Origin of the sequence: Scandinavium sp. M-37 (genome assembly GCF_043558715.1) — a bacterium.
In the GTDB taxonomy this organism is placed as follows: domain Bacteria; phylum Pseudomonadota; class Gammaproteobacteria; order Enterobacterales; family Enterobacteriaceae; genus Scandinavium; species Scandinavium vulneris_A.
Window position 1 is genome coordinate 1 of the sequence record NZ_JBIGIN010000001.1, and the last position, 26,208, is coordinate 26,208.

The 26,208-nt window shown below is 54.3% G+C and carries 27 protein-coding genes and 3 tRNA genes; 15 read left to right on the plus strand and 15 right to left on the minus strand.

From position 1 onward, the window contains the following. Window positions 1–218 precede the first annotated feature (218 nt). Window positions 219–1,631 (minus strand): pyruvate kinase PykF, encoded by a 1,413-nt coding sequence (gene pykF / locus ACG0Z5_RS00005; protein WP_394444716.1) that lies wholly within the window; start codon window positions 1,629–1,631, stop codon window positions 219–221. A 420-nt stretch (window positions 1,632–2,051) separates the two neighbouring features. On the opposite strand from pykF, the gene fumD reads away from it, so the two are divergent. Then, window positions 2,052–2,264, plus strand: a complete 213-nt coding sequence (gene fumD / locus ACG0Z5_RS00010; protein WP_394444717.1) for a fumarate hydratase FumD — start codon at window positions 2,052–2,054, stop codon at window positions 2,262–2,264. 8 nt (window positions 2,265–2,272) lie between these two features. On the opposite strand, the gene ACG0Z5_RS00015 is transcribed toward fumD, so the two are convergent. Next, entirely contained in the window at window positions 2,273–2,923 is a 651-nt protein-coding gene (locus ACG0Z5_RS00015; protein ID WP_394444718.1) for a TetR family transcriptional regulator, read from the minus strand. A 126-nt stretch (window positions 2,924–3,049) separates the two neighbouring features. Between ACG0Z5_RS00015 and ACG0Z5_RS00020 the strand changes: the two genes are divergently transcribed. From ACG0Z5_RS00020 to ACG0Z5_RS00060, 9 genes are all read left to right on the plus strand, one after another. After that, window positions 3,050–4,903, plus strand: a complete 1,854-nt coding sequence (locus ACG0Z5_RS00020) for a bifunctional sugar phosphate isomerase/epimerase/4-hydroxyphenylpyruvate dioxygenase family protein (RefSeq protein WP_394444719.1) — start codon at window positions 3,050–3,052, stop codon at window positions 4,901–4,903. 79 nt (window positions 4,904–4,982) lie between these two features. Beyond that, window positions 4,983–6,314, plus strand: coding sequence for an MFS transporter (locus tag ACG0Z5_RS00025; RefSeq protein WP_394444720.1), 1,332 nt, complete (start codon window positions 4,983–4,985; stop codon window positions 6,312–6,314). Window positions 6,315–6,324: 10 nt separating this feature from the next. Then, on the plus strand, window positions 6,325–7,161 hold the full coding sequence (locus tag ACG0Z5_RS00030) for a shikimate dehydrogenase family protein (RefSeq protein ID WP_394444721.1): 837 nt from the start codon (window positions 6,325–6,327) through the stop codon (window positions 7,159–7,161). A gap of 102 nt (window positions 7,162–7,263) precedes the next feature. Next, a complete protein-coding gene (locus tag ACG0Z5_RS00035; protein WP_319627477.1) occupies window positions 7,264–8,031 on the plus strand; it encodes a basic amino acid ABC transporter substrate-binding protein in 768 nt (255 codons plus the stop codon). A 67-nt stretch (window positions 8,032–8,098) separates the two neighbouring features. Next, complete coding sequence (locus ACG0Z5_RS00040; RefSeq protein ID WP_394444722.1) at window positions 8,099–8,863, plus strand: amino acid ABC transporter permease; 765 nt, start codon at window positions 8,099–8,101, stop codon at window positions 8,861–8,863. Beyond that, entirely contained in the window at window positions 8,850–9,572 is a 723-nt protein-coding gene (locus ACG0Z5_RS00045; RefSeq protein ID WP_394444723.1) for an amino acid ABC transporter ATP-binding protein, read from the plus strand. Before ACG0Z5_RS00040 ends, ACG0Z5_RS00045 begins: the two co-directional genes overlap by 14 nt. An 89-nt stretch (window positions 9,573–9,661) precedes the next feature. Further along, the gene (pgeF, locus tag ACG0Z5_RS00050) at window positions 9,662–10,384 is read left to right on the plus strand and encodes a peptidoglycan editing factor PgeF (RefSeq protein WP_394444724.1); all 723 of its coding nucleotides are present in this window, start codon (window positions 9,662–9,664) and stop codon (window positions 10,382–10,384) included. Window positions 10,385–10,533: 149 nt separating this feature from the next. Next, window positions 10,534–11,172, plus strand: coding sequence for a helix-turn-helix transcriptional regulator (locus ACG0Z5_RS00055; protein ID WP_394444725.1), 639 nt, complete (start codon window positions 10,534–10,536; stop codon window positions 11,170–11,172). Further along, window positions 11,159–11,764, plus strand: a complete 606-nt coding sequence (locus tag ACG0Z5_RS00060; RefSeq protein ID WP_394444726.1) for a helix-turn-helix transcriptional regulator — start codon at window positions 11,159–11,161, stop codon at window positions 11,762–11,764. Before ACG0Z5_RS00055 ends, ACG0Z5_RS00060 begins: the two co-directional genes overlap by 14 nt. A 63-nt stretch (window positions 11,765–11,827) precedes the next feature. On the opposite strand, the gene ACG0Z5_RS00065 is transcribed toward ACG0Z5_RS00060, so the two are convergent. The 4 genes from ACG0Z5_RS00065 to mdtK form a co-directional block, all read right to left on the minus strand. Continuing rightward, window positions 11,828–11,904: transfer RNA gene (locus ACG0Z5_RS00065), tRNA-Val, on the minus strand. A gap of 9 nt (window positions 11,905–11,913) precedes the next feature. Continuing rightward, a tRNA-Val gene (locus tag ACG0Z5_RS00070) sits at window positions 11,914–11,990 on the minus strand. A 2-nt stretch (window positions 11,991–11,992) separates the two neighbouring features. Further along, a tRNA-Val gene (locus ACG0Z5_RS00075) sits at window positions 11,993–12,069 on the minus strand. 138 nt (window positions 12,070–12,207) lie between these two features. Then, window positions 12,208–13,581: an MdtK family multidrug efflux MATE transporter gene (gene mdtK, locus ACG0Z5_RS00080; RefSeq protein WP_394444727.1), complete on the minus strand. Its 1,374-nt coding sequence runs from the start codon at window positions 13,579–13,581 to the stop codon at window positions 12,208–12,210. 228 nt (window positions 13,582–13,809) lie between these two features. On the opposite strand from mdtK, the gene ACG0Z5_RS00085 reads away from it, so the two are divergent. Then, window positions 13,810–14,451 (plus strand): riboflavin synthase subunit alpha, encoded by a 642-nt coding sequence (locus ACG0Z5_RS00085; protein ID WP_394444728.1) that lies wholly within the window; start codon window positions 13,810–13,812, stop codon window positions 14,449–14,451. Between the two features lie 31 nt (window positions 14,452–14,482). Here the strand turns inward: ACG0Z5_RS00085 and cfa are convergent, their stop codons facing one another. Continuing rightward, window positions 14,483–15,631: a cyclopropane fatty acyl phospholipid synthase gene (gene cfa / locus ACG0Z5_RS00090; RefSeq protein ID WP_319630560.1), complete on the minus strand. Its 1,149-nt coding sequence runs from the start codon at window positions 15,629–15,631 to the stop codon at window positions 14,483–14,485. A gap of 300 nt (window positions 15,632–15,931) precedes the next feature. Then, on the minus strand, window positions 15,932–17,134 hold the full coding sequence (gene punC, locus ACG0Z5_RS00095) for a purine nucleoside transporter PunC (RefSeq protein WP_394444729.1): 1,203 nt from the start codon (window positions 17,132–17,134) through the stop codon (window positions 15,932–15,934). Window positions 17,135–17,241: 107 nt separating this feature from the next. Here punC and punR point away from each other — a divergent pair, with 107 nt between their 5' ends. Further along, window positions 17,242–18,153: a DNA-binding transcriptional activator PunR gene (punR, locus tag ACG0Z5_RS00100; RefSeq protein WP_394444730.1), complete on the plus strand. Its 912-nt coding sequence runs from the start codon at window positions 17,242–17,244 to the stop codon at window positions 18,151–18,153. 18 nt (window positions 18,154–18,171) lie between these two features. Here the strand turns inward: punR and purR are convergent, their stop codons facing one another. Then, complete coding sequence (purR, locus tag ACG0Z5_RS00105; RefSeq protein WP_394444731.1) at window positions 18,172–19,197, minus strand: HTH-type transcriptional repressor PurR; 1,026 nt, start codon at window positions 19,195–19,197, stop codon at window positions 18,172–18,174. Between the two features lie 293 nt (window positions 19,198–19,490). Here purR and ACG0Z5_RS00110 point away from each other — a divergent pair, with 293 nt between their 5' ends. Together ACG0Z5_RS00110 and ACG0Z5_RS00115 are read left to right on the plus strand one after the other, a co-directional pair. Next, window positions 19,491–19,580: a YnhF family membrane protein gene (locus ACG0Z5_RS00110; protein ID WP_159767815.1), complete on the plus strand. Its 90-nt coding sequence runs from the start codon at window positions 19,491–19,493 to the stop codon at window positions 19,578–19,580. A 176-nt stretch (window positions 19,581–19,756) separates the two neighbouring features. Further along, window positions 19,757–20,923, plus strand: coding sequence for an MFS transporter (locus ACG0Z5_RS00115; RefSeq protein ID WP_394444732.1), 1,167 nt, complete (start codon window positions 19,757–19,759; stop codon window positions 20,921–20,923). Window positions 20,924–20,964: 41 nt separating this feature from the next. Here ACG0Z5_RS00115 and sodB read toward each other — a convergent pair whose 3' ends face one another. Together sodB and ACG0Z5_RS00125 are read right to left on the minus strand one after the other, a co-directional pair. After that, window positions 20,965–21,546, minus strand: coding sequence for a superoxide dismutase [Fe] (gene sodB, locus ACG0Z5_RS00120; RefSeq protein WP_319630554.1), 582 nt, complete (start codon window positions 21,544–21,546; stop codon window positions 20,965–20,967). A gap of 121 nt (window positions 21,547–21,667) precedes the next feature. After that, window positions 21,668–22,471 carry a C40 family peptidase gene (locus tag ACG0Z5_RS00125; RefSeq protein WP_394444733.1) on the minus strand — a complete coding sequence of 268 codons (804 nt, stop codon included), beginning with the start codon at window positions 22,469–22,471 and terminating at the stop codon, window positions 21,668–21,670. 338 nt (window positions 22,472–22,809) lie between these two features. Here ACG0Z5_RS00125 and ACG0Z5_RS00130 point away from each other — a divergent pair, with 338 nt between their 5' ends. Further along, window positions 22,810–23,157, plus strand: a complete 348-nt coding sequence (locus ACG0Z5_RS00130; protein ID WP_319630552.1) for a Grx4 family monothiol glutaredoxin — start codon at window positions 22,810–22,812, stop codon at window positions 23,155–23,157. A 43-nt stretch (window positions 23,158–23,200) separates the two neighbouring features. Here ACG0Z5_RS00130 and rnt read toward each other — a convergent pair whose 3' ends face one another. From rnt to ACG0Z5_RS00150, 4 genes are all read right to left on the minus strand, one after another. Further along, complete coding sequence (gene rnt / locus ACG0Z5_RS00135; protein WP_319630551.1) at window positions 23,201–23,851, minus strand: ribonuclease T; 651 nt, start codon at window positions 23,849–23,851, stop codon at window positions 23,201–23,203. A gap of 105 nt (window positions 23,852–23,956) precedes the next feature. After that, window positions 23,957–24,364 (minus strand): lactoylglutathione lyase, encoded by a 408-nt coding sequence (gene gloA / locus ACG0Z5_RS00140; RefSeq protein ID WP_394444734.1) that lies wholly within the window; start codon window positions 24,362–24,364, stop codon window positions 23,957–23,959. Window positions 24,365–24,446: 82 nt separating this feature from the next. After that, window positions 24,447–25,544, minus strand: coding sequence for an alkene reductase (locus ACG0Z5_RS00145; RefSeq protein WP_394444735.1), 1,098 nt, complete (start codon window positions 25,542–25,544; stop codon window positions 24,447–24,449). 54 nt (window positions 25,545–25,598) lie between these two features. Beyond that, window positions 25,599–26,198, minus strand: coding sequence for a TetR/AcrR family transcriptional regulator (locus tag ACG0Z5_RS00150; RefSeq protein WP_394444736.1), 600 nt, complete (start codon window positions 26,196–26,198; stop codon window positions 25,599–25,601). Window positions 26,199–26,208: the final 10 nt, after the last annotated feature.

The following is a 26,208-nucleotide window of genomic DNA, read 5'->3' on the forward strand; positions in this document are numbered from 1 at the left end:
GCAGGATGAGTGAAGGAATCAACAGTGAAACCTTCCCAGAAGAGGGAAGAAAGATTAGCATTCATGGCAGACGGCGGTTGAGTGGCTGGTTAGTGTTTTGGCGAATACAAAACTAACCACTTTTACCGCCGTTTTCTATTGATTCACGCTTAACCGCGATGAACCAAAAAAAAGCGCCACGAGGGCGCTTTTGTGAAAATTAAGTCAAAAGAAAATAATTACAGGACGTGAACGGACGCCGTGTTGGTGGTTCCGCTTGGGACCAGAGCACCAGAAACCATCACGACAACGTCGCCTTTCTGAGCCAGACCACTCTGCAGAGCCACTTCTTTACCCAGACGGTAGAAATCATCAGTAGAAGAGATTTCTTTAACCAGCTGAGCGTTAACGCCTTTAGACAGCACCAGCTGACGCGCGGTCAGTTCGTTGGTGGTCAGCGCCAGGATGGTGGCATCCGGGAAGTATTTACGGATAGCGCGAGCAGATTTACCGCCCTGGGTCGCAACAACGATCAGTGGCGCTTCCAGTTTCTCAGCCGTTTCTACCGCACCGCGACATACCGCTTCAGTGATACGCAGCTTACGGCTGTCGTTGTTGAAGTCCAGGCGGCTGGTCATCACACGGTCAGTACGTTCGCAAATGGTGGCCATGATGGTCACGGCTTCCAGCGGGTATTTACCTTTCGCGGATTCACCAGACAGCATGACTGCATCGGTACCATCGAGGATGGCGTTCGCAACGTCACCAGCTTCAGCGCGGGTTGGACGTGGGTTCTTGATCATAGAATCCAGCATCTGGGTCGCGGTGATAACCACTTTACGTGCGCGTACGCATTTTTCGATGATCATCTTCTGCGCGAAGATAACTTCTTCAACCGGGATTTCAACACCCATATCGCCACGTGCAACCATGATGCCGTCAGACGCTTCGAGGATTTCGTCGAAGTTGTTCAGGCCTTCCTGGTTTTCGATTTTGGAGATGATCTGGATGTTTTCGCCGCCGTGGGCTTTCAGGTGTTCACGGATTTCGAGCACATCTGAACGCTTACGGATGAAGGAAGCGGCAACGAAGTCAACGCCCTGTTCGCAACCGAAGATCAGGTCCTGTTTGTCTTTCTCTGCCAGCGCTGGCAGGGCGATGGACACGCCCGGCAGGTTAACGCCTTTGTTTTCGCCAAGGTCGCCGTTGTTCAGCACTTTACAGATAACCTTGTTGCCTTCGATGGCAGTGACTTCCATGCCGATCAGACCATCGTCAACCAGAATAGTGTTGCCGACGCTCAGGTCAGTGGTGAAGCCTTCGTAGGTGACAGCAACGATTTCGCTGTTACCCACGACGGTTTTGTCAGTGGTGAAAGTGAAGGTCTGGCCTGCTTTCAGGGAGACGTCATTACCGCCTTCCAGTTTGATGGTACGGATTTCCGGACCTTTGGTATCCAGCAGGATAGCGGCTTTCTTACCGGTTTTGCTGACTACGTTGCGCAGGTTCTGAATGCGCTGGCCGTGTTCAGCATAGTCACCGTGAGAGAAGTTAAGACGCATGACGTTCATGCCGGCGTCCAGCATTTTGGTCAGCATCTCTTCGGATTCGGTTTTTGGACCGATGGTGCAAACAATTTTGGTCTTTTTCATGACAGTCTTAGTCTTCAAGTTGAGAGAGAAGGAAATGGGAATCTGGATCCTGGGCGCACGGCCCCGAAATCAAACCTGTATTACGAAAGTTGCGATGCCACGAGATAAGGATAGGTGACATCAAATAAGCGTGCAGAGGAAAGTGAGCCTGGTTGCCAGCTACAGAGGAAGGATGAAGTTTTAAGCTATTTTTTGTGCAGTCCAATGCGCTGAAACCATTCAAGAAAGAATAGATGCGTATTATACGAGGTTACGGGTAAAAAGGAAAATGAAAACGCTGTTTCAGAACAAGACGATAGCGGTTAACAAAATCCCTACTTCTTGATCTTTACGTTGTAACAGAATCAAAAGGCGAAAGTTTCCCTGAAAAACGCTATTATCAGTAATGAATTTAAAATTAATGACTTAGAGGGAAGTGGCATGGGTAGTCAGACCAAAGATGACGCGCTGTATCAGGAGATGTGTCGCGTCGTGGGCAAAGTGGTGCTGGAGATGCGGGACCTCGGTCAGGAGCCGAAACACATTGTGATTGCGGGCGTGGTACGCACCTCGCTGGCGAATCAGAAAATCAAACGCACCGAGCTGACTCGCGAAGCGATGGAGCGGGTCATCACTGCCCTGGCAGGGCAGTAAAGTTGTTGTCAGGCAATGACAAAGCGTAACACGGCTTTCACAGCGATATCGCTGTGATGCGCCACCAGCTGGGGATCGTCGATTTCCGGCAACGGACCTTCCAGGTACAGGCTGTTAAAGGTGTAAAAATTCGACACCTGATAGAAGCTGAAGCTGCTGATCAACCGGTGTACGTCGCGGGCTTCCATGCCTTGCTGGAAAATCCCCTGGTGCTGGCCGCGCTGAAGGATGTTTTCCAGAATCGACAGCGCGCTTTTGTTCAGCGGCTTGAGTAAGCCGGAAGCATTCAGCCACTTTCCGCGCTGCATATTTTCCATGCAGATAACCCGCATATAGTCTGCATGGCTGGCGTGATAGGCCACGCTCCATTTCACCAACTGCACCAGGGCTTCCACCGGCGGCAAATTTTCCAGTCCCAGCTGTTGTTCGTTCTCACGAATACGGGCGTAAACGTGCTCCAGCACCGCCTGATAAAGCTGCTCTTTAGTTTTGAAGTAGTAAACCACCATGCGTTTGGTGGTTTGCGCCTCTCCCGCTATCTGTTCCATTCTCGCCCCAGCCAGTCCATGCTCGGCAAACACCGCGATGGCGGCGGCAAAAATTTTCTCTTTCAGGCTCTGGGCTTCATCGTGAGCAACATCGCTAGCAACAACGGACATGGCAACTCCAGCTTCTTATAAAGAACAAAAAATACACACAATGATCACAAATTAGCAACGAACAATGGCGCGAATGAACCAAATGATTCATATTCAATTTCCCCGTGGATCATGACAGGTGAAACTATGCTGCGCTCCATTGCAACCGTCTCAATATCAGGCACCTTGCCGGAAAAACTCAGCGCTATTGCCGATGCAGGCTATCAGGGCGTTGAAATTTTTGAAAATGATCTGCTCTATTATACCGGTTCGCCGGCGGATATCCGACAGATGGCCGCCGATCTCGGTTTGCAGATCACGCTTTTTCAGCCGTTTCGTGATTTTGAAGGGGCGAATCGTAGCCAGTTTGCCGCCAACCTCGAACGCGCCCGGCGTAAATTTGAGCTGATGCATCAGCTTGGCTGCGACACATTGTTGTTGTGCAGCAGCGTTGCTCCCGATACCAGTCCCGACATCGACCTGCAAATCAGCGACCTGCGTGCGCTTGCCGAACTCGCCGAGCGTGAAAAAATTAAGGTCGGTTACGAAGCGTTGGCTTGGGGCACCCATGTCAACCATTGGCATCAGGCGTGGCAGCGGGTGAAAGCGGTCGATAGCCCGGCGATGGGGATCGTACTCGACAGTTTTCACGTGCTGGCGCTGGGCGACACGCTCGCCCGCCTGGATGAGGTGCCGGTCGAGAAAATCACTTTCCTGCAACTGGCCGATGCGCCGGTAATGAAAATGGACGTGCTGGAGTGGAGCCGTCATTTCCGCTGCTTCCCCGGCCAGGGTGAACTGCCGGTGGTGGAATTTGCCAGGGCATTAACCCAGCGCGGCTATCGCGGACCCTGGTCGCTGGAGGTATTCAACGACGGTTTTCGCGCCTCACCCAATGGAGCCACCGCCAAAGACGGCTACCGTTCACTGCTGTGGCTGGAAGAACAAACCCGTCAGCAGCTGCCGCACACTGACGCCGACTTGGTCTCACTGCCTGAGCTACCGCAGTTTCACGGCCCTGAGTTTATTGAATTTGCCACCAGCCCCGCAGAGGCTAAAAAGCTGGGCGCAAGCCTGAGTCAGATGGGCTTTCAACAACAGGGTACTCACCGCAGTAAGAAAGTGAGCCTGTGGCAAAACGGCGGGGCGCGGGTGGTGGTCAACCATCAACCGCACTCCTGGGCAGACCATTTTTGGCAACGCCACGGCGTTTCCCTGTGTGCCATCGCGCTGCGGGTGAGCGACAGCGCGGCCATCATCGCCAGGGCCAAAGCGTATGGTTATGCCACCTGGCAAGGAGACGTCGGGCCGAATGAAAGTACGATCCCTGCGGTCTGTGCCCCCGACGGTAGCCTGATTTACCTGGTCGAAGAGGGCGACGATATCTATGCCCGTGATTTTGAATTACTGCCAACCGATTCCGCGAATAACCTGCTCGGCATCGATCACCTGGCGCTGGGCATGGAGGCCGACAGTCGCGATAACTGGGTGATGTTCTTCCGCACCGTGTTTGGTTTCACCCTCGAACACGAGCAAACGATGCCGGATCCATACGGGCTGGTGCGCAGCCTGGCGGTACACAGCCCGCAGGGGGAGATCCGTCTGGCGCTGAATATATCCCAAAGCCGTGCCACACAAATAGCCCGCTCGGTAGCCTGTTATCAGGGCGCTGGGCTGCAACATGCGGCATTCGCCTGCGCGGACTTACCCGCCACACTCGATGCGTTACCCTCGGGCAGCGCCTTGGCATTGCCGATCCCGGCTAACTATTATGATGATTTGCGCGCGCGATTTGGCGACAGCGAGCAGGCTGAAACCTTACAACGTCAGCAGATCCTGTATGACCGCGACGGCAGCGGTGGCGAATTTTTACATGTTTATACCCGCCCGTTTAGCGCCGGACGTTTTTTCTTTGAGTTAACCGAACGACGAAACGGCTACGCGCAGTATGGCGCGGTCAATGCGGCCGTGCGTCTGTCGGCGATGCAGTACAGTGAGTAAACCAGACTGAACCAGAAGGTTCAGCTGGCGGAGTGAAAATAACAACATTCATCTGCACCCTACAACGACAGGAAACACTATGAGCACATACAGCCATGACCACGTAGTGGCCGCGGAAGCGGTGACTGCTGTACGCCGTACCCGGCGTCGAATCGGTATTCTGGCCCTGCTGGCAGTGGGCACCATGATCAACTATCTCGACCGTACGGTGCTCGGTATCGCCGCGCCGGAACTGACGCAGGAACTCGGCATCAATGCGGCGATTATGGGGCTCGTTTTTTCCGCCTTCGCCTGGACTTACGCCCTGGCACAAATTCCCGGCGGTCTGTTCCTTGATCGCTTTGGCAATAAAATCACCTATTTTCTTTCGTTGACCCTGTGGTCGCTATTCACCCTGTTTCACGGCATGGCGGTGGGCATTAAATCGTTACTGCTGTGCCGTTTCGGGCTCGGCATCAGCGAAGCGCCGTGTTTCCCCGTCAACAGCCGGGTGGTTAGCGCCTGGTTCCCGCAGCAGGAAAGGGCCAAAGCCACAGCGGTGTACACCGTCGGAGAATATCTTGGGCTGGCCTGCTTCTCGCCGCTGCTGTTCTGGATAATGGGCAGCTTCGGCTGGCGCGCGCTGTTTATCAGCGTCGGCGCGGTCGGCATTTTATTTGCCATCGCCTGGTGGCGGCTGTATCGCGAGCCGCATGAAGACAGCCGCCTGAGCCAGCAGGAGCATGACTACATCGCGGCAGGTGGCGGGATCCACACCGCCACCGCGCAGAAAACCCAGTTCAGCTGGCCGCTGATACGTCAACTGCTCAGCAAACGTCAGATTGTTGGGGCCAGTATTGGCCAGTTTGCGGGCAATACGGTACTGGTATTTTTCCTGACCTGGTTCCCGACCTGGCTTGCGACCGAACGCCACATGCCGTGGTTGAAAGTCGGCTTCTTCGCCATTCTGCCGTTCCTCGCCGCAGCCGGTGGGGTGATGTTTGGCGGCTGGGTGTCGGACAAACTGCTGAAAGCCACCGGTTCGGCTAACCTTGGGCGCAAGCTGCCGATCATCGTCGGCCTGCTGATGGCGAGCTGTATCATCGGTGCGAATTGGCTACACAGCGACACCGCGGTGATTCTGGTGATGTCGTTTGCCTTCTTCGGTCAGGGCATGGTCGGCCTCGGCTGGACGCTGATTTCCGACATGGCCCCACGCGGACTGGGGGGTCTCACCGCCGGGCTATTTAACTTCTGCGCCAATCTGGCGGGGATCCTCACGCCGCTGGTGATTGGCTTCATCGTCGCCGCCTTCGGCAATTTCTTCTACGCCCTGATTTACATCGGCGGTGCCGCGCTGCTCGGCGTCGTGGCGTACGTCTTCATTCTTGGCGATGTAAAACGCATCGAACTCACGGAACCGCAGGATTAAGGAGCAGTTGATGACCATTTCCGGAAACACACGCCTGATAGCGCATCTCGGCTGGCCGACAGAAAACTTTAAGGCACCGATGATTTACAACCCGTGGCTGGCGGCTCAAAACGTCGATGTCAAAGTGGTGCCGATGGGCGTGCGACCGGAGGCGTTTGCCGCCTTCGTGCCGACGCTGTTTACCTTGACTAATCTGGTCGGCGCGCTGGTGACCATGCCACATAAAGTGGTCACCGCCGGGCTGGTGCAGCAGCTTACCCCGACGGCGGCGATCGCTGGAGCCTGTAACGCCATTCGGCGCGAAGAGGATGGGTCGCTGACCGGAGACATGTTTGATGGCGACGGCTTTGTGCAGGGCATCCTGCGCAAAGGATTCATGCCGGATAATGCCCGAGCGCTGGTGGTCGGCTGTGGGGGCGTCGGCTCCGCGATTGCGGCCTCGCTGGCGGCGGCCGGCGTGCCAGCCCTGACGCTGTTTGATACCCAAGAGAGTAGCGCCCAGGCGTTGGCGATGCGGTTGTTACGCCACTATCCGACGCTGGACGTTACGCTGATGAAAAAAGACCCGCAGGGGCACTCGCTGGTGGTCAATGCCACTCCTTTAGGCATGTCGCCGGGCGATCCGCTCCCGCTGAATACCAATCGACTGCTGCCGGGCACCTTTGTCGGGGAAGTGGTTATGAGCCAGACGTGGACACCGTTTTTGCAGGCGGCGATGGAACGAGACTGCCAGGTCCAGCGCGGGACTGACATGCTGTTTGAAATGATCCCCGCCTATCTGCGCTTCTTTGATCTGCCGGTTGCCACGCCGGAACAGCTGCGCCAGCACGCTGAAATCAAGGAATAGGCTGAATGGATATAGCTCAGCGTTATAACGCATTTCATCTGTTGCATATGCCCGATAACTTATGTATTTTTATGCACATTAAATGCATAAAAAGGTGGTTGTATGATTAGCAAATGGATTAAAGCCTGTTGCCTGACGGCGGCTCTGGCAGCAAGCGCACAGGCAGCAGCAGAAACCTACGTCGTCGGCGCCGGTGGCACCTATCGCCCGTTCGAATTTGAAAACAATCAGAAGCAGTTAGAAGGCTTCGATATTGACGTCATCAAGGCTATCGCTAAAGCCGAAAACTTCGACATCAAGCTGGTCAATACCCCGTGGGAAGGCATTTTTGCGACCCTCAATTCTGGCGACCGTGACATCATCATTTCCGGGATAACCATCACCGACAAGCGTAAGCAGATGGTCGATTTCTCAGCGCCATACTTCCCGGCCGAACAGTCGATTGTGGTGCCTAAAGATTCAAAAGTCAGTTCGCTGGCGGCGCTGAAAACCGAGAAGGTTGGGGTGGTGAACTCCAGCACCGGCGATATCGTGGTATCGGACGTGCTGGGCAAAAACAGCACCGCCATTAAGCGCTTCGACAACACGCCGCTGATGTTGCAGGAGCTGTTTGAAGACGGCGTCAGCGCGGCGGTTGGCGACGTGGGTGTGGTCAAGTACTACATCAAACAACATCCGGAAAAGCAGTTCAAACTGGTGCCAGACGCCAAATTTGAACGCCAGTATTTCGGCATCGCCGTAGCCAAAGGCAACAGCGAACTGCTCGGCAAAATTAACGCTGGCCTGAAGAAAATCGTTGCTGACGGTACCTACGCCAAAATTTACCAGACCTGGTTCGACGCAGACGTGCCGACACTGCCTGCGCAGTAATCGTTTTTCGCTTTCACGGCGGTCGCCATTAATGATGTCGATCGCCGTCTTTTTTCAGGGATAAGTTATGACGGGATTCCGTTGGGAAATTATCGAGGAATACGGTCCGCTGTTTATCGACGGCGCGATAATGACCCTCAAATGCACCATTATCTGCGTGATCCTCGGCACCCTTTGGGGCCTGACGCTGGGCCTCGGACGGATGGCGAAGGCCGAACACGGGCCGTGGAAATATATTTTGCGTTATCTGGTGCAATTTCCGGTGCGTTTTTATGTCAGCGCGTTTCGCGGCACGCCGTTGTTTGTGCAAATCATGGTGGTGCACTTTGCGCTGGTGCCGTTGTTCATTAACCCGCGTGATGGACTGCTGGTTACCGGTGGGATAATGAGCAGCGATCTCGCTCGCGAACTGCGTTCCAACTACGGCGCGTTTTTATCCTGCATCGTGGCAATCACGCTCAATGCGGGTGCCTACGTTTCGGAAATTTTCCGCGCAGGTATTCAGTCTATCGATAAAGGACAAATGGAAGCCGCCAGGGCGCTTGGGATGCCGTGGTGGAAGACCATGCGCAAGGTTATCCTGCCACAGGCGTTTCGCCGCATTCTGCCGCCGCTGGGCAATAACGCGATTGCGATTGTCAAAGACTCCTCGCTGGCCTCGGCGATTGGTCTGGCCGATCTGGCCTATGCCGCGCGAACGGTTTCTGGTGCATATGCGACCTACTGGGAACCGTATCTGACCATTTCTGTGGTGTATTGGGTGATTACGTTCGTGCTGGCTCAGCTGGTTAACCGTCTGGAAAAGAGGTTTGGCAAAAGTGATTCACATTAAAAATCTGCATAAACACTTTGGCGACAGCCACGTTCTGCGCGGGATCGACTGCGATATCCAGCCCCAGGAAGTGGTCTGCGTGATAGGGCCGTCGGGCTCGGGGAAAAGCACCTTCCTGCGCTGCATGAACGCGCTGGAGTCGGTCAGCGAAGGCGAAGTGCTGGTCAACGGTTTCCCGGTGCACGACCAGAAGACCGATCTCAATAAGATGCGTGAGAGCGTGGGCATGGTGTTCCAGCGCTTCAATCTGTTCCCGCATATGACGGTGCTCGAGAATCTGCTGATGGCTCCGATGGCGTTGCGGGGGATGTCCCGCGCGCAGGCCACGGTGTTTGCCGAAGGGCTGCTGGCTAAAGTCGGGCTGAGTGATAAGCGCGATGCCTGGCCATCGAGCCTGTCTGGCGGCCAGCAGCAGCGTGTGGCCATTGCCCGGGCGCTGGCGATGCAGCCGTCCATTATGTTGTTCGATGAACCGACTTCAGCGCTGGACCCCGAGCTGGTGGGCGATGTGCTGGAAGTGATGAAGAATTTGGCCAGTGAAGGGATGACGATGGTTATTGTCACCCACGAAATGGGTTTTGCCCGTGAAGTGGCTGACCGGGTGATTTTTATCGATCAGGGTATTATTCAGGAGCAGGGGACGCCGGAACAAATTTTCAGTGCGCCGCAGAACCCGCGTACCGCATCGTTTCTCAGTAAGGTGTTGTAATTAATCGTTGCCAGCGATGCCATCTGACTTGTCGGGACGGCGTCGCTGGATTACGGTTAAGGTCTGTGACATCAGACTGACAGACGACAATGGCCTATTTTTCTCGCTTACTGGCAGACGTTCCCGGCGTTCGCCACGCCTTCCTCGATGTGCATGAATCTACCGCGTTCGACAAATCCCAAATCGTCGATATCAAGCAGGTTCACGGCACGGACATCCTTAACTTCACCAAGACGCCCACTGAGAGACCGCATGTTGACGGGGTGTTTACCGCGATGACGGCACAGCAGATTGGCGTACTCACTGCCGATTGCTTACCGCTGTTGATGGCGTCCCGCGACGGGCAGTTTATTGCCAGCGTACATGCCGGATGGCGCGGGACGGCGCAGGGTATTGTGCAGACAAGTGTGAAACAGTTTGCGGCGGCGGGCGTCAGCGCAGACGACATTATTGTCGCGGTCGGGCCACATATTCGCCCCTGCTGTTATGAGGTGTCTGGCGGCTTTTATCAGGCGTTGCTGGCAACGCCTGCCGCGGAACGCGTGCGGCAGCATCAATCGCGCTTATTCTCCGACACGCCGCACGGGCAAAACGCACACAGCGCGCAGGCCCGGGAGGAGAACAGCCTGTGGTTTGATTTACCGGCATTTTGTCAGTTGGAATTACGGGAGGCAGGCATAAAAGCTGACAATATCGACTGGCTGGAAACCTGCACCTATTGCACGCCGGAGGCGTTAGGTTCTTATCGTCGACGGACGCATGTGCCAGCCACCAAAACACAACAAGTGTCGTGGATAGTGCGGGCGAGGTAATTTAATCATTAACTGTGACAAAGCATCGGGCAGCAGTTTTCTGATCCACTATTGGACACTCTTTCACATTCTCATCATCCGATGATTCGATTATTCTGGCACCGGTAATCAATTTCTTAGTGTGATGTTGTAATCAAGGATGAATAACTGTGCCAGCGCTCTTTCTCTACGAACCCCGAATGTTGTTGCGAACGGTTGTCACACATTTAGTGACAGAGGAAAACGCTACCCTGCAGACGTTTCAATCGTTACCCCATTTAGCTGAATATGTTCGCAGCAGTACCGCCGATAATAAAATCCTGCTCGTTGGTATTGGCGGGGCAGGTGACAGGTTCAGCGACCTGTTACGCTTCATTCGTGAAGTTAAAGCCATGAAAGTTAAAACCCTCGTTTGGATCCCAGCGCAATATCCGTGGGTGCGTAAATTATTAAACACGCTTTACGTCGGAAAGATTATCGATGAGACCTGTCTGGCAATGGCGTTACGGCCTGCGGTGCAGGAACTGCTCGCTGCCAGGGCTGCGTTGAACCGACAACATGCCACGGTGCTGCACCCTAGACGCATTACGCTCACCGAGCTGGATATTTTACTGCAATTTGCTTCAGGATTGTCCTCTCGGGAAATGGCGGAGACGCGTCAATGCAGTTACAAAACCATTTTCTCGTGGAAGCATAATATCTGCGAAGCATTAAATATAAATACGCATGCACAATGGCTTGAAATGCTGACTGAAATAGTCCAGGTAACGTCAATGTATCATCCAGGGAAAAGTTATGGCCCGTTATAATATATGCTCTCTTTCTCGCCCGACAATTTGGCTTGATGCCATTAATCATGGATTCGAACAACTGGCACGAATGAATCCAGGTTGGACATGGTCAATGGAGACGGGCATGGTGGAAAGTGAGCCGGCACCTCATCTCTATATTCTGGATTTAACTGCACAACAATCGGTGTATCTTGAATCTTTTCCGGTTTCGGGGCCGCGAATGCTTATCCTGGTGCATGCGTCGCAGCGTCGGATAATCAAGCAGGTGTATGAACAAACCCGCTGTTCTATTCTGTGCGTCGATGAGCACGTTTTTCATTTCCGCGATATTATCGAGTCGAGTATGCGCCATAAACGATTCCTCAGCCCGTTCATTCGTGAAGTCACAACTGAGGTTGCACCCTCAGAAGAGATAATCCTATTGACCGAGGCGGAAAGTAAGGTGCTGGGCTTCATTCGTGAAGGAAAGAGTGGGGTAGAGATTTCGCAAGCCTTGTTCCGTAGCCAGAAAACGGTCAGCAGTCATAAGCGTAACATTATGCGCAAGTTTGGCGTCCGGGATGATCTGGGGCTGAAGAGAAAGCTGCTCGCAATGTCTGAGAGTGAATAGGGTTAAACGTCCGCTAACAGGCAAGATACGATGGGAAAGGGCAAAACGAAGGAAAAACATGAATGGTGCGTCCGAGTGGACTCGAACCACCGACCCCCACCATGTCAAGGTGGTGCTCTAACCAACTGAGCTACGGACGCACAAAAGGATGGTGCGTTTAATTGGACTCGAACCAACGACCCCCACCATGTCAAGGTGGTGCTCTAACCAACTGAGCTATAAACGCATTGGTGCGTCCGAGTGGACTCGAACCACCGACCCCCACCATGTCAAGGTGGTGCTCTAACCAACTGAGCTACGGACGCACAACGGGGACGAATATTAGCGGCAGGGAGGGGAAGTGGCAAGAGGCAATTGCCACTTTTCTTTCTGATTTCACGCGATTGCGGAAACACTGCACAAACTGATGATAAAGCAGCCGCCGTGAAGCGGCTGTTTGCGGATTAACGTGCCGCGCGAGCGAGAATAATGGCTGACGGCTGACGTTGCAGGAAACGCATCCGCAGCATCATCAGGATCGCGGCGGAGGTCAGACCGATGATAAAGCCCATCCAGAACCCCGCAGGGCCCATCCGCGGCACCACGATGTCGGTTAACGCCAGAATATAACCGCTCGGCAGGCCGAGCACCCAATAGGCGGTGAAGGTGATAAAGAAGATGGAGCGGGTATCTTTATAACCGCGCAGCACCCCGCTGCCGATAACCTGAATCGAGTCGGAGATTTGGTACACCGCCGCCAGCAGCATCAGCTGCGAGGCTAAGGTCACCACTTCAGGATTGTCGTTATACAGCAGGGCGATATGTTCGCGCAGGGTGACGGTGAAAATCGCGGTCATGACCGCCATGCAAACGCCAACCCCCAGCCCGGTACGCGCGGCAGTCTGCGCATCCAGCGTCGAGCCTTGTCCCAGACGGAAGCCGACACGGATAGTCACCGCCGCCGCCAGCGACATCGGCAGCACGAACATCAGTGAACTGAAGTTGAGGGCAATCTGGTGCCCGGCCACGTCAATAATCCCAAGTGGCGAAACCAGCAGCGCCACTACCGCGAACAGCGTGACTTCGAAAAACAGCGCCAGAGCAATTGGCAGACCGAGCTGCACCAGACGTTTCATAATCGCGTAGTCGGGTTTGCCGAAGCCTTCATGGGTGCGAATATCCCGCATCGAACGGGCGCGTTTCACCCAGGAAATCATCGCGAAGAACATCACCCAGTACACCGAGGCCGTTGCCACGCCGCAGCCGACGCCGCCCAGTTCTGGCATCCCAAAATGACCGTAGATGAAGATGTAGTTCACCGGGATATTCACCAGCAGACCAATAAAGCCCATCACCATGCCCGGCTTGGTTTTGGCCAGCCCTTCGCACTGATTACGGCATACCTGGAAGAACAAATAGCCCGGCACGCCCCAGAGCAGCGCGCGCAAATAGCCGACGGCTTTATCCGCCAGTTCAGGATCGATATTATGCATTGCGCGAATGATATAACCGGCATTCCACAGGACAACCATCACCAGCACTGAAACAAATCCGGCCAGCCAGAACCCCTGGCGAACCTGGTGCCCGATACGATCGCGGCGACCTGAACCGTTCAGTTGGGCAATCACCGGCGTCAGGGCCAACAGCAGGCCGTGACCAAATAAAATGGCCGGGAGCCAGATAGAGGTGCCGATGGCAACGGCGGCCATATCGGTGGCGCTGTACCCCCCCGCCATGACCGTATCGACAAAGCCCATTGCGGTCTGCGCCACCTGCGCAATGATGACCGGGATGGCCAGCGCGAGAAGCTGGCGCGCTTCAATAACGTACTTTTGCACGGGTGAATACCTTTTATTGATTGTTATTGTTGAAGAGACTAACAAAGCCGCCAACACGGGCAGCAAGAAGAAAGAGCAGAGGAATTTTCGAATATATTGTAGCGAGTAATGGGTATTAAGCCAGTCAAAAAATGGCAGGGAGCACTACCTGACTGGCAAGGTACAATCGCAACTGTTATTGTTCGGGATATAAAAGACGGTGATGATTTAGAGACAGGAGTTAATGGCATGTTTACTGGAATCGTTCAGGGCACGGCAAAAATTGTGTCCATCGACGAAAAACCGAACTTTCGCACCCATGTGGTTGAAATGCCGGAGCATATGCTCGACGGAATTGAAACCGGGGCGTCCATTGCGCATAACGGGTGCTGTTTGACGGTGACCGAAATTAACGGCAGTCACATCAGTTTTGATCTGATGAAAGAGACGCTGCGCATTACCAACCTGGGCGAGTTAAAAGAAGGTGATGTGGTGAACGTTGAACGCGCGGCGCGATTTAACGATGAGATTGGCGGCCATTTGATGTCCGGCCATATTATGACCACTGCCGACGTTGCGAAAATCCTGACCTCTGAAAATAACCGTCAGATATGGTTTAAGGTTCAGGATCCGACCCTCATGAAATACATCCTGTACAAAGGGTTTATTGGTATTGATGGCATTAGCCTGACGGTAGGGGAAGTCACACCGACCCGTTTCTGCGTGCATCTGATCCCGGAAACATTGCAGCGCACCACGCTTGGCAAGAAGAAGTTAGGCGAGAAGGTGAATATCGAGATTGATCCGCAAACCCAGGCGGTGGTCGATACGGTTGAGCGCGTACTGGCCGCGAAAGAATCGGCGATAAAGCGTCTTAGCGCGGAAGAATAAAAAGAACCCCGGCTTGCCGGGGTTTGTTTTTTTAGCGTGCGACGCGTAAACCGCCCTCGGCACCGCGCGTGAAAACCACCTGCCAAAGCTGAATATCACGGGCGCGAAATGCCCCTGCGCAGGCGTTCAGATAATACGAGAACATCCTTTTGAAACGCTCTGAATAATTGTCAGCAATTTCCGGCCAGCTATTTATAAAACGAGAATGCCAGGCCATCAGCGTGGTGTCGTAATCGGCGCCGAAGTTATGCCAGTCTTCCATCACAAAGTGCGGCTCGCTGGCGATAGCAATCTGGCGAACCGAGGGCAGGCAGCCGTTCGGAAAGATATATTTATTGATCCACGGATCGACATTATTATCCGTTTTTTTCGACCCAATGGTGTGCAGCAGGAACAGGCCGTCTGGTTTCAGATTACGGTCTACCACATTAAAATAGGTGGCGTAATTTTTTGGCCCGACATGTTCAAACATGCCGACAGATACGATGCGGTCGAACTGGTCCTGCAAATCTCGATAGTCCTGCAACAGGATTTGCACGTCCAGCCCTTCACAACGCGCCTGGGCCATTTTTTGCTGTTCGGCAGAAATGGTCACCCCGACCACGCTGACGCCGTAGTTTTTCGCCATGTAATACGCCAGCCCGCCCCAGCCGCAGCCGATATCCAGTACCCGCATTCCAGGCTGCAATTGAAGTTTCTGGCAGATGAGATCCAGCTTGGCCTCTTGCGCCTGTTCGAGGGTTTGCGCCTCTTTCCAGTACGCGCAGGAATATTGCATGAACGGATCAAGCATCCGACTGAACAAATCATTGCCCAAATCATAATGCTCTTTGCCGACTATCCAGGCACGTTTTTTACTTTGTAAATTGAGTAGGCGGGCGCCTGCGACACGTAGCGTATCTTTGAGGTGGCGGGGGAGTTGGCTTTCAAGTCCGGCACGAAGAACGTGCTGAAAAAACAGATCCAGACGTTCGCATTCCCACCAGCCGTCCATATAACTCTCGCCTAATCCCAGTGACCCTTCCTGTAGCACGCGCTTAAAGAAGAGAGGGTTGTTAACCCGGATGTCTGAGGGGGCGGAACCATTAATTCTGATACCGGCCCGACTCAACATTTCGTTGACGATTCGATACCAGTCATCATTGGGCACGCTTACTTCTTCTATACACGATGAACTCATAGCTTCTCCATCACGCGGCTTGTGATCAGAACCTTAAAACAGCGTAGACGCTTTTTTGGTTATGTGAGAACTCTCACGGACGTTGCCGTGAGTCTGCTATCCGACGTAGAACAGAGGAAGGGAGATATCCCTTGCCGAAAGGCCATCCGTGGGGAAACGGGGGAGATCCGTTCCCCCGTTAATTGTTCATATTTATCGTAATTATGTAATGCAGAATCAGTATAGGCCGCAAAAATGAGTGATTCAATAAAAAATTCTTAGCAAACTAATGACTGAGTTGTTACATAGTTGCTACCGACACTATGCGTGTGATTCGCGCGCTGCGCCTTCATTTTCATCACGCTGCGCAACATACTGCATCCGATATCCCCAACCCGCCAGGAGCACGGTGAACAGCATCACGCTGGTGGTGGTCAGCAGCGGGGTGGCAATCAACGTGGAGACTACCAGGCTTGCAAGGAAGCACAGGCCGAGCTGTAAGGTGTTTTGCAGGGCTGCCGCACGTCCGGTCGCCTGTGGGAACGGACGTAACGCCTGAGCCACTACGATAGGGTAAATCGCGCCGTTGGCCATTGCCATCAGGCAGAACGGGATCAGCAGGGCGGTCAGGGAGCTGCCTGCGGTCAGGCCTACCGCAAAGGTCCCCGCCACGCTCACCGCGAAGGCCAGTAACAGCCACGGCAACATCTGCTGGCCGTTCCATTTCTGCAATGCGGCCCGACAGCCGTAACCCCCCACCAGGAAGGCGATGGTTTGTGGCACGTAGCTCAGACCAATCACCGTTGGGCCATAACCCATAGCGTTAAGAATGAACGGTGAACCGGTCAGCCAGGCGAAGAAGCTGGCGGAGCAGGCGGCATAGATAAGCACATTGCCACGATAATCGCGAGAGCGAAGCAGGGTCATAAAGGTCAGGGCTTTCTCGGTTTTATGCGGCACGTTCTGCGTTGGCTTTTTCAGACGCAGGGCCGGGATCATCAGTACCAGGGTAATGGCAAACAGAGTGGCGAAAATCATCTGCCATTCGAAGTGGTGCAGGATCCAACTCCCGAGCAGCGGAGCCAACGCCGGGGAAAGCCCTACCAGCGGCATCACCGTCGCGAAAATGCGGTTAGTGCGCTCCGCCGGATAGTAATCGGTCACCATCGCCTGCCAGGTGACGGCAGCGGCACACACGCCGAAGGCCTGAATAAAGCGCAGCACCAGCAGCGTGGTGGCGTCCCTTACCCACAGCATGCCGATACAGCCGATGGCAAAAATGGCCAGCCCGGTCAGCAGAATGGGTTTCCGACCATATCGGTCGGACAACGGTCCCCACAGCAGCTGGGCAAACGCGAATCCGGCCAGGAACAGGCTCAGGCTGGCGCTAACGGCTGCCGCCGGTGTCTGTAAGTCATTCTGAATTACCGCAAAAGCGGGCAAATACATATCGGTCGCCAGAAAACCGAGCACGCTCAGGCCCGCTAGCCAGCATAAAAATCCTTTACCAGGAAGCTTGTTCATTTTATTTCTCGTCGCAGGTGTACATGGCAGCAGAGTGTAGGGAGTGCAACTTCGCTTGTGAAACGCTAATATTTGGCTGATGGAATCAAATTTTTTGTAGGCAGCCTATGTGGTCAGAATATTCGCTTGAAGTCGTGGACGCCGTGGCGCGTAACGGCAGCTTCACCTCCGCCGCGCAGGAGTTGCACCGTGTGCCTTCTGCGGTCAGTTATACCGTCCGTCAGCTGGAGGAGTGGCTGGCGGTTCCACTGTTTGAACGACGGCATCGCGACGTCGAATTAACGCCCGCGGGGGCGTGGTTTTTGAAGGAGGGGCGATCTGTTATCAAAAAAATGCAGATCACCCGCCAGCAGTGCCAGCAAATTGCCAACGGCTGGCGCGGCAGTCTGGCGATTGCCGTGGATAACATTGTTCGACCGGAGCGCACCCGGCAATTGATTGTCGATTTTTATCGCCACTTTCAGGACGTCGAACTGTGCGTGTTCCAGGAAGTGTTCAACGGCGTGTGGGATGCGTTATCCGACGGGCGTGTCGAACTGGCGATTGGTGCCACACAGGCGATCCCGGTCGGGGGACGTTACGCGTTTCGCGATATGGGAATGCTGAGCTGGAACTGTGTGGTCTCCAGCCGACATCCGCTGGCGCAAATGCGCGGTCCGCTGAGTGATGACGTGTTGCGCACCTGGCCATCATTGGTGCGCGAAGACACCTCACGCTCATTGCCCAAACGCATCACCTGGCTGCTGGATAACCAGAAACGGATTGTCGTGCCGGACTGGGAGTCGTCCGCGACCTGTTTATCTGCCGGTTTATGCGCCGGAATGGTGCCTACGCACTTTGCCCGACCGTACATCGATAGCGGTGAGTGGGTGGCGCTGGAACTGGAAAATCCGTTCCCGGATGCGGCGTGTTGCCTGACCTGGCAACAAAATGATATGTCACCAGCGTTAAGCTGGCTGCTGGACTATCTGGGGGACAGCGAAACGCTGAATAAAGAGTGGTTGCAGGAGCCGGAATAACCGGCCCCTGAGAGGTGATTAGCGGCGATAGTCGCGGAACGGACCGTCGGCCACCGAGCGGCGTTCGATCAGACGCGGATGCACCTCAATCGACTGCGACTCTTCACGTTTGTTGACGATCCTGTCGAGCAGCATGTCGAAAGCGGCTTCGCCCAGCGAATCTTTTGGCTGGTGAATGGTGGTTAACGCTGGGGTAAAGAACCGGGCGTTGCGCACATTGTCGTAACCGATAACGGAGATATCTTGCGGCACGCGTAAACCCATCTCGTCAGCGGCACACAAGGCACCCATCGCCATGATGTCGCCGCCGCAGAAGACGGCGGTAGGGCGCGGCTGTTGCGCAAGGATCTGCTGCATTGCGCGATAACCAGATTCCGGCTCGAAGTCGCCCTGCACGATCCAGTTTTCAGGCACGTTAATCTGCGCTTCTTCCATCGCTTTCATAAAGCCCGCCAGACGACCCGCCCCGGTGTTGCGCTCCATTGGGCCAGGGATCGCCCCAATTTCTCGGTGACCGCGTTCGACCAGATAACGTCCGGCCAGATAGCCGCCCTGGAAAGCGTTATCAATCACGGAGTCGGTAAAATCGGCTTTTGATTCTCCCCAGTCCATTACCACCATCGGAATGTGGCGATACTCTTCCAGCATGTCGAGTACCGACTGCGGGTACTCAGAACACATCACCAGCAGACCATCGACGCGTTTTTGCGCCATCATCGACAGATACGCCTGCTGCTTTTCGAGGTTATTCCAGGCGTTACCCAGAATCAGGGTATAGCCTTTTTCGAAGCAGCTTTTCTCAACGGCTTCAATGATCTCGGCAAAATAAGCGGCTTCGCTGCTGGTCGCCAGCAGGCCAATAGTCTTGGTGTGATTGACCTTCAGGCTGCGCGCCACGGCGCTTGGCGAGTAGTGCAGCTCTTTGATGGCTGCCCATACCGCGTTGCGGGTTTCTTCCGCTACGAAGCGAGTCTTGTTAATTACATGTGATACAGTTGTAGTGGAAACGTTTGCGCGTTTCGCTACATCTTTAATTGTTGCCATTCGTTCTCACTCCAGACCCTTTCCTTACGCCTGATTATCGACACGAAAACGTTTGCCTTTACACACCCTGGATACAATTCATTTGAATTGCGGTACGCCGGGAAACGACACAGAACGACGGGAGGGGGTCAATGGCTGCTACGCTTTTAAATTAGCGTGGAATTTTGTCTGATTCTTACGGAAAGGGAAAGAGAAAAATCGTTATGCGCCGAAAACCTGCGAGATTTTTGCGTATGATTGTGCAAAAATGAGCAGGCTCACTTTTGTTGTGGGGATTAAAAGGAGAAAAATTGATGAGTACCGACCTGAAGCTCTCTTTAATGACGACCGTAATTGCTCTGGCCGTGATCGTGGCCGCCGGGCTGACCGCCGTACTGCACTGATTTACCCGGAGGGAGAGACCTCTTCCTCCTTCACATATCCCTTCTGATTGTTATCAAATTCGCAAAAAACTTTTGCCATTTTGTTTACTTCTGTTTTTTTGTGATTGATGTCATGCTTTTGACTTCTGTTTTTGCACCATCTCCCTTCCTGGAGGATGGCTGACCGGAGTCGTTACATGAAAATCAATTTTCCCCTGCTGGCCTTAGCGATAGGGGCGTTTGCCATAGGCACCACGGAGTTTTCGCCGATGGGCCTGCTGCCGGTGATTGCCAAAGGCGTCGATGTCTCTATTCCCGTGGCGGGAATGCTGATCAGTGCTTATGCCATTGGTGTGATGGTCGGTGCACCGCTGATGACGCTGCTGCTCTCCCATCGCGCACGGCGTAATGCGCTTATTTTCCTGATGGCGATTTTCACTCTCGGTAATGTGCTCTCGGCTATCGCGCCGGATTACACCACGCTGCTGCTGTCGCGCATTATTACCAGCCTGAACCACGGGGCATTCTTTGGACTTGGCTCGGTAGTGGCCGCCAGCGTTGTGCCGAAACACAAACAGGCTAGCGCGGTGGCAACCATGTTTATGGGGTTGACTGTCGCCAACATCGGCGGGGTTCCGGCGGCAACCTGGCTCGGGGAAACCATCGGCTGGCGGATGTCGTTCCTGGCAACGGCTGGTCTGGGCCTGGTGGCGATGCTCAGTCTGTGGTTCTCACTGCCAAAAGGTAGCAGCGGTGAACGCCCGAATGTGAAACAGGAACTGTCGGTGCTGATGCGTCCACAGGTGCTGACGGCCCTGTTGACCACCGTGCTCGGCGCAGGCGCGATGTTCACCCTGTACACCTACATTTCGCCAGTGCTGCATACCCTGACGTCGGCATCTCCGCTGTTTATTACCGCGATGCTGGTATTGATTGGGGTTGGTTTCTCGCTGGGTAACTATCTGGGCGGCAAGTTTGCCGACCGTTCGGTGACCGGCACGCTGAAAGGCTTCTTGTTGCTGCTGATTGTTATCATGGTGTCGATTCCATGGCTGGCGCAGAGCGAAATTGGCGCGGCCGTGAGCATGGTTGTCTGGGGTGCCGCGACCTTCGCGGTGGTGCCTCCGTTGCAAATGCGCGTTATGCGCGTGGCCCATGAAGCGCCTGGCCTGTCGTCATCGGTGAATATCGGGGCGTTCAATCTGGGGAATGCGCTGGGCGCGGCCGCGGGCGGGGCGGTAATTTCCGGCGGTCTCGGCTACAGCTTTGTGCCGGTGATGGGCGCGATTATTGCCGGTATCGCCCTGTTGGTGGTGCTGTTTAGTGGGCGTCGTCAACCGGAAGAAGCGTTTTCAAGCCATTAAGAATATGCCCGGCGGGAGAGGTCTACCCGCCGGGCCAGAAATTATGCGGCCAGATTCTTAGCAACAAATTCCCAGTTTACCAGCGCCCAGAAATGCTCAAGGTAGTTCGGGCGGGCGTTACGGTAGTCGATGTAATACGCATGTTCCCAGACGTCTACGGTCAGCAACGGTTTAGCATCCGTGGTCAGCGGGGTACCCGCGTTAGACGTGGACACGATAGCCAGTTTGCCGTCCGCTTTCTTCACCAGCCATGTCCAGCCAGCGCCGAAGTTTTTAACCGCTGCATCGGTGAACTGCGCTTTGAATTCGGCAAAGCTACCAAAACTTGCGTTAATGGCGGCCGCGACCTCGCCGGTGGGTTCGCCACCGGCGTTAGGTGCCAGGCAGTGCCAGTAGAAGGTGTGGTTCCATACCTGTGCGGCGTTGTTGAACACGCCTGCTTCGGAAGTGCGCACGATCTCTTCTAAGGTTTTGCCTTCAAAAGCGGTGCCTTTGATCAGGTTGTTGAGGTTAGTGACATAGGTCTGGTGATGCTTGCCGTAATGGTATTCCAGTGTTTCAGCGGAAATGTGTGGCGCCAGGGCGTCTTTTGCATACGGTAATGCAGGTAATTCGAATGACATTGCTTATTCTCCCTATTGTTATTAATACCCAATAGCCATGTATTGAGTAGGGATAGGGTAGCAAATTAAAAGATGTGGCTAAAGAGGAACTTACCCCGTCGCTTTCACGACAGGGTAGGGGTTAGCGAATCGTTTTCGGCGTCATCACGCGCCGCGCGCCGACATAATGGTTTGCCCAGTAATCTTCGCTCAGAGAGGTAATCTGGATATCGCGACCGGATCGTGGTGACTGGATGAATTTTCCATTCCCCACATACACCCCAACATGATCGGCAGTGCCGCGGCCACGGGTGCGGAAGAATACCAAATCGCCACTTTGCAGCTCGCCACGGTCAACGGAACGGGCATCGCGCAGATGGTACATTTCATTCGCGGTGCGTGGAATACGGAATTTCACGAGATCTTTATAGGCGTAATAAACCAGACCGCTGCAGTCGAAACCGGTACGTGGCGACGATCCCCCCCACCGATACGGTTTGCCAATCTGGCCCATCAATTTATTCATTGCCGTTTTTTGCGCTTTCTGCACACGGGCTTTGTGCGCATCCGCAATGGTCAGCGGCTTCACTTCTTCATTAACGCATTTCTTTTTATGGCCTTTACGCACAGTGCATTTCTGCACCATTTTTGCCGAGGCGGTTTTTAATGCGGGGCTACGGGTTTTTCGAGAAGAGGCGGTTTTGCTGACGGCGGAAGGGGTTTTATTTTTGGCGGCCGTTTTCTGCTTAACGGTGCTGGTTTTCTTTTTCGCGGTGGTTTTGCTTTTGCTGCTGGTGGTTTTCTTTTTGCGGTCTGATTTAGTCTGGTGCGATTTCTGAGAAGCAGAAGGCCGCGCCTGTTCAGACGCATGAGACAAAGGGGTCATCGACAGCGATGTAAACAGTAAAGCGCAGAGCGTGATCGAGAATTTATTTATTCGCGCCACTGAGCATTCCTCTGTTAGGCAGGCAAACACTCATGCCTGGGTATGATTGACAAAACGAATCGATTCTAATGCATAAAAACACTAATTGTTAATATACTTTTTGTATCTGATGCGCTGTTTCGTTAGCGACTGCAAAAAAATGCGTCAACGTTGGCATAAGGTGCTCGGAAAATGCTCAAGCTACGGGCGGCGCGGCCGATAAAGGCATATTTTTAAGGCAACTTCACAACGCCAGAGGTAAAATGCATTTGCGTGAACAAAATGTTATTTTCTGACAGCAGTCGTTGGCGTTACACTGATTGACTACAGTCATAAAAAGAAGTTTAAGGAAGCAAGACATGAGCACCACTCTTGAGAAAATCCAAAGCCAAATCGCTGAAAACCCAATCCTTCTGTATATGAAAGGTTCCCCGAAGCTGCCAAGCTGTGGTTTTTCCGCTCAGGCGGTTCAGGCGCTGTCTGCCTGTGGCGAGCGCTTTGCCTACGTCGATATCCTGCAGAACCCGGACATCCGTGCCGAGCTGCCGAAATACGCTAACTGGCCAACCTTCCCGCAGCTGTGGGTGGATGGCGAACTGGTTGGCGGCTGTGACATTCTGATTGAGATGTACCAGCGCGGTGAACTGCAGACGCTTATCAAAGAGACGGCGGCTAAGCATAAAGACGACGAGCAGCCTGCTGAGTAAGTCTTTGTCTGGCAATAAAAAAGCGACCAATGGTCGCTTTTTTTTATTCTGCGTTTTCTGGCATCGGCAACGGCCAGCCGCCGAGGCGCTTCCAGCGGTTGACGATTTCGCAGAACAGCTGCGCGGTTTGTTCGGTGTCATACAGGGCAGAGTGCGCGAGGTTACCATCGAATTCCATCCCCGCCGCGAGGCAGGCTTTCGACAGCACGGTTTGGCCTAATGCCAGGCCGCTTAATGCTGCAGTATCGAAGGTGACGAACGGATGGAATGGGTTGCGCTTCAGCCCGGCCCGCTCGGCAGCGGCCATCATAAAGCTGTGATCGAACGTAGCGTTGTGCGCCACCATGATCGCACGGTTACACTCCTGATCCTTCATCCCTTTGCGTACTTCTTTAAAAATGGCATGCAGGGCGTCGTACTCGCTGACGGCACCACGTTCAGGATCGTTGGGGTCGATCCCGTTAAACGCCAGCGCTTCAGGGACCAGATTTGCCCCTTCAAACGGTTCAACGTGAAAATGCAGTGTGCTGTCCGGCATCAGCCAGCCGTCTTCGTCCATCTTCAACGTCACGGCGGCCACTTCAAGCAGCGCATCCGTTTTGGCGTTAAAGCCTGCGGTTTCTACATCAATGACTACAGGATAAAAACCACGGAAGCGGTCGCACAGTGCATTACGTTGAGCGTTGTCGGACATCAGGATCTCTTAGGCTTACAAAAAGTAGCGCGCATTATGGCAAATTTTGCCAGCGGTTGCAGCAGAGGCGGGAGTAAAAAAAGGGTGCCTTAGCACCCATGAACCTTAATGACCCAGACCTTTACCAGCGTCTTTAGCTTCAATCAGTTCGATTTTGTAGCCGTCAGGATCTTCTACGAAGGCGATGACGGTGCTGCCGCCTTTTACCGGACCCGCTTCGCGGGTGACGTTGCCGCCGTTGTTGCGGATGCGCTCGCAGGCTTCTGCTGCATCATCAACGCTCAGTGCAATATGACCATAGGCGGTACCCAGCTCATAGCTGTCGACGCCCCAGTTATAGGTCAGTTCGATAACCGCTTCTTCGCTCTCCGGGCCGTAACCGACGAAAGCCAGAGAGTATTTGTATTCCGGGTTTTCGCTGGTGCGCAGCAGCGACATGCCCAGCACCTTGGTGTAGAAATCAATAGAGCGTTGCAGGTCGCCAACGCGCAGCATGGTGTGAAGTAGGCGCATTCTCTTTCCCTTAAGGTCTTGTTCGTAAAACAGGAATATCAGTATAGCGGCGGATACCCGCCGCTATCAATCAATCAGGGGATTAGAGCGTCGGGTAATCGGTATAGCCTTCCGCGCCACCGCCGTAGAAGCTTTCCGGACGTTGCGGGTTGAGTTCCGCTTTACGCTCCAGACGTGCAACCAGGTCCGGGTTAGCGATGTAGGCACGACCAAACGCCACCGCGTCAATCAGGCCTTTGGCAATCAGGTCTTCCGCTTTTTCAGGGGTGTAGGCACCGGCCCCGATAATCGGGCCGTGGAAGCGTTCACGTACTTTACGACGGAATTCTTCGGTATACGGCTGACCGCCTGCCCAGTCTGGCTCGGACATGTGCAGGTAAGCAATGCCACGTTTGCCCAGTTCTTCAATCAGATACAGCGCATCGGCTTCTTCGTTCGGGCCGTTGTCAGTGTTCTGGAAGGAACCAATTGGCGACACGCGGATACCAATGCGATCGGCACTCCACTCTTTGCTGACGGCATCAACCACTTCCAGTACCAGACGGGCGCGATTTTCGATACTGCCGCCGTACTGGTCGGTACGCTGGTTAGCGGAAGGCGACAGGAACTGGTGCAACAGGTAGCCGTGCGCAGAGTGCAGTTCGACAAGGTCGAAGCCTGCTTCGCGTGCATTAGCGACAGCCTGACGGAAGTCATCCACGATGCCTGGGATCTCACTTAGCTCCAGCGCGCGCGGGACAGAGGTATCTTCACGGGTCGCGTTTCCATTGGCATCACGCAGGGAGGTACGGGTGCCAGCGCTCAGCGCTGAAGGGGCAACCGGTGCCTGGCCGCCAGGCTGGAGGCTGTTGTGCGAAATACGCCCGGTGTGCCACAGCTGAACTGCCATAAGGCCGTTTTCAGCGTGAACGCCAGCGGTGATTTTTTTCCATGCCGCGATTTGTTCCGGGCTGTGCAGGCCGGGTGCGCCAGCGTAGCCTTTCGCCTGGGCAGAAATCTGCGTAGCTTCGGAGATAATCAGACCGGAGCTGGCGCGCTGGCGATAGTATTCACCCATCAGCGGGGTAGGGATGTCACCCGGCTCAATGCTGCGCAGGCGTGTCAGCGGGGCCATCAGTACGCGATTAGGCAGAGTAACGGCGCCGACCTTCAGCGGGGTGAACAGTTTCTGTTGTGACATAAGAACTCCTGAGTAGACCGGTCGTCTAGTGATTCGTGAAATAAAAACGCCTGATTATACGGCAGGCGCGGCAATCATAGTCTTCGCATGTTCGAGCGCGCTTTCCAGCGGCGTCGCACTGCGTGAAATCTTGGCCTGAAGATTCGCCCCCAGCCACAGAGAGTACAGCACCTCGGCTTGGGTATGGGCATCACCATAGAAGGTGAGGCTCTTCTCTTTGCGGCCTTCTTCAAGCGCGTGGCTCAGCAGGATAATAATCTGGCTGGCCCCTTTGTTCATTTCGGTGCGCATCACTTCCGAGAGGTCACACACCTCGGCGGAGAGTTTCACCGTCAGACAACCGCTGATAATGCCCTGTTGGCAAAACTGGGTCAGGGTATGCTGATAGTAAGCCAGCAGGCGGTCACGGTAGTTGCCTTCACCGTGGGCAAAATGCTCAGCCAGACGGCAGTGGTAATCGGCGTAGTGACGCTCAAGCAACGCCACACCAAATGCTTCTTTAGAGCGGAAATAGTGATAAAACGAGCCTTTCGGCACTTCCGCCGTTTTCAGCAGTTCGCTCAATCCCATTCCGGTAAAGCCGCGATGCATACATAACCGTTCGCCGGTGGCGAGGATATGTTCGCGAGTATCATGTTCGGTGTGTTTGTTCATGGGGCTTAAT

Bases quoted from the DNA above. Each gene is read 5' to 3' on its own strand.
- pykF (WP_394444716.1), bottom strand. From the start codon at position 1,631: ATGAAAAAGACCAAAATTGTTTGCACCATCGGTCCAAAAACCGAATCC.
- fumD (WP_394444717.1), top strand. From the start codon at position 2,052: ATGGGTAGTCAGACCAAAGATGACGCGCTGTATCAGGAGATGTGTCGC.
- ACG0Z5_RS00015 (WP_394444718.1), bottom strand. From the start codon at position 2,923: ATGTCCGTTGTTGCTAGCGATGTTGCTCACGATGAAGCCCAGAGCCTG.
- ACG0Z5_RS00020 (WP_394444719.1), top strand. From the start codon at position 3,050: ATGCTGCGCTCCATTGCAACCGTCTCAATATCAGGCACCTTGCCGGAA.
- ACG0Z5_RS00025 (WP_394444720.1), top strand. From the start codon at position 4,983: ATGAGCACATACAGCCATGACCACGTAGTGGCCGCGGAAGCGGTGACT.
- ACG0Z5_RS00030 (WP_394444721.1), top strand. From the start codon at position 6,325: ATGACCATTTCCGGAAACACACGCCTGATAGCGCATCTCGGCTGGCCG.
- ACG0Z5_RS00035 (WP_319627477.1), top strand. From the start codon at position 7,264: ATGATTAGCAAATGGATTAAAGCCTGTTGCCTGACGGCGGCTCTGGCA.
- ACG0Z5_RS00040 (WP_394444722.1), top strand. From the start codon at position 8,099: ATGACGGGATTCCGTTGGGAAATTATCGAGGAATACGGTCCGCTGTTT.
- pgeF (WP_394444724.1), top strand. From the start codon at position 9,662: ATGGCCTATTTTTCTCGCTTACTGGCAGACGTTCCCGGCGTTCGCCAC.
- ACG0Z5_RS00060 (WP_394444726.1), top strand. From the start codon at position 11,159: ATGGCCCGTTATAATATATGCTCTCTTTCTCGCCCGACAATTTGGCTT.
- ACG0Z5_RS00085 (WP_394444728.1), top strand. From the start codon at position 13,810: ATGTTTACTGGAATCGTTCAGGGCACGGCAAAAATTGTGTCCATCGAC.
- cfa (WP_319630560.1), bottom strand. From the start codon at position 15,631: ATGAGTTCATCGTGTATAGAAGAAGTAAGCGTGCCCAATGATGACTGG.
- punC (WP_394444729.1), bottom strand. From the start codon at position 17,134: ATGAACAAGCTTCCTGGTAAAGGATTTTTATGCTGGCTAGCGGGCCTG.
- punR (WP_394444730.1), top strand. From the start codon at position 17,242: ATGTGGTCAGAATATTCGCTTGAAGTCGTGGACGCCGTGGCGCGTAAC.
- purR (WP_394444731.1), bottom strand. From the start codon at position 19,197: ATGGCAACAATTAAAGATGTAGCGAAACGCGCAAACGTTTCCACTACA.
- ACG0Z5_RS00110 (WP_159767815.1), top strand. From the start codon at position 19,491: ATGAGTACCGACCTGAAGCTCTCTTTAATGACGACCGTAATTGCTCTG.
- ACG0Z5_RS00115 (WP_394444732.1), top strand. From the start codon at position 19,757: ATGAAAATCAATTTTCCCCTGCTGGCCTTAGCGATAGGGGCGTTTGCC.
- sodB (WP_319630554.1), bottom strand. From the start codon at position 21,546: ATGTCATTCGAATTACCTGCATTACCGTATGCAAAAGACGCCCTGGCG.
- ACG0Z5_RS00130 (WP_319630552.1), top strand. From the start codon at position 22,810: ATGAGCACCACTCTTGAGAAAATCCAAAGCCAAATCGCTGAAAACCCA.
- rnt (WP_319630551.1), bottom strand. From the start codon at position 23,851: ATGTCCGACAACGCTCAACGTAATGCACTGTGCGACCGCTTCCGTGGT.
- gloA (WP_394444734.1), bottom strand. From the start codon at position 24,364: ATGCGCCTACTTCACACCATGCTGCGCGTTGGCGACCTGCAACGCTCT.
- ACG0Z5_RS00145 (WP_394444735.1), bottom strand. From the start codon at position 25,544: ATGTCACAACAGAAACTGTTCACCCCGCTGAAGGTCGGCGCCGTTACT.
- ACG0Z5_RS00150 (WP_394444736.1), bottom strand. From the start codon at position 26,198: ATGAACAAACACACCGAACATGATACTCGCGAACATATCCTCGCCACC.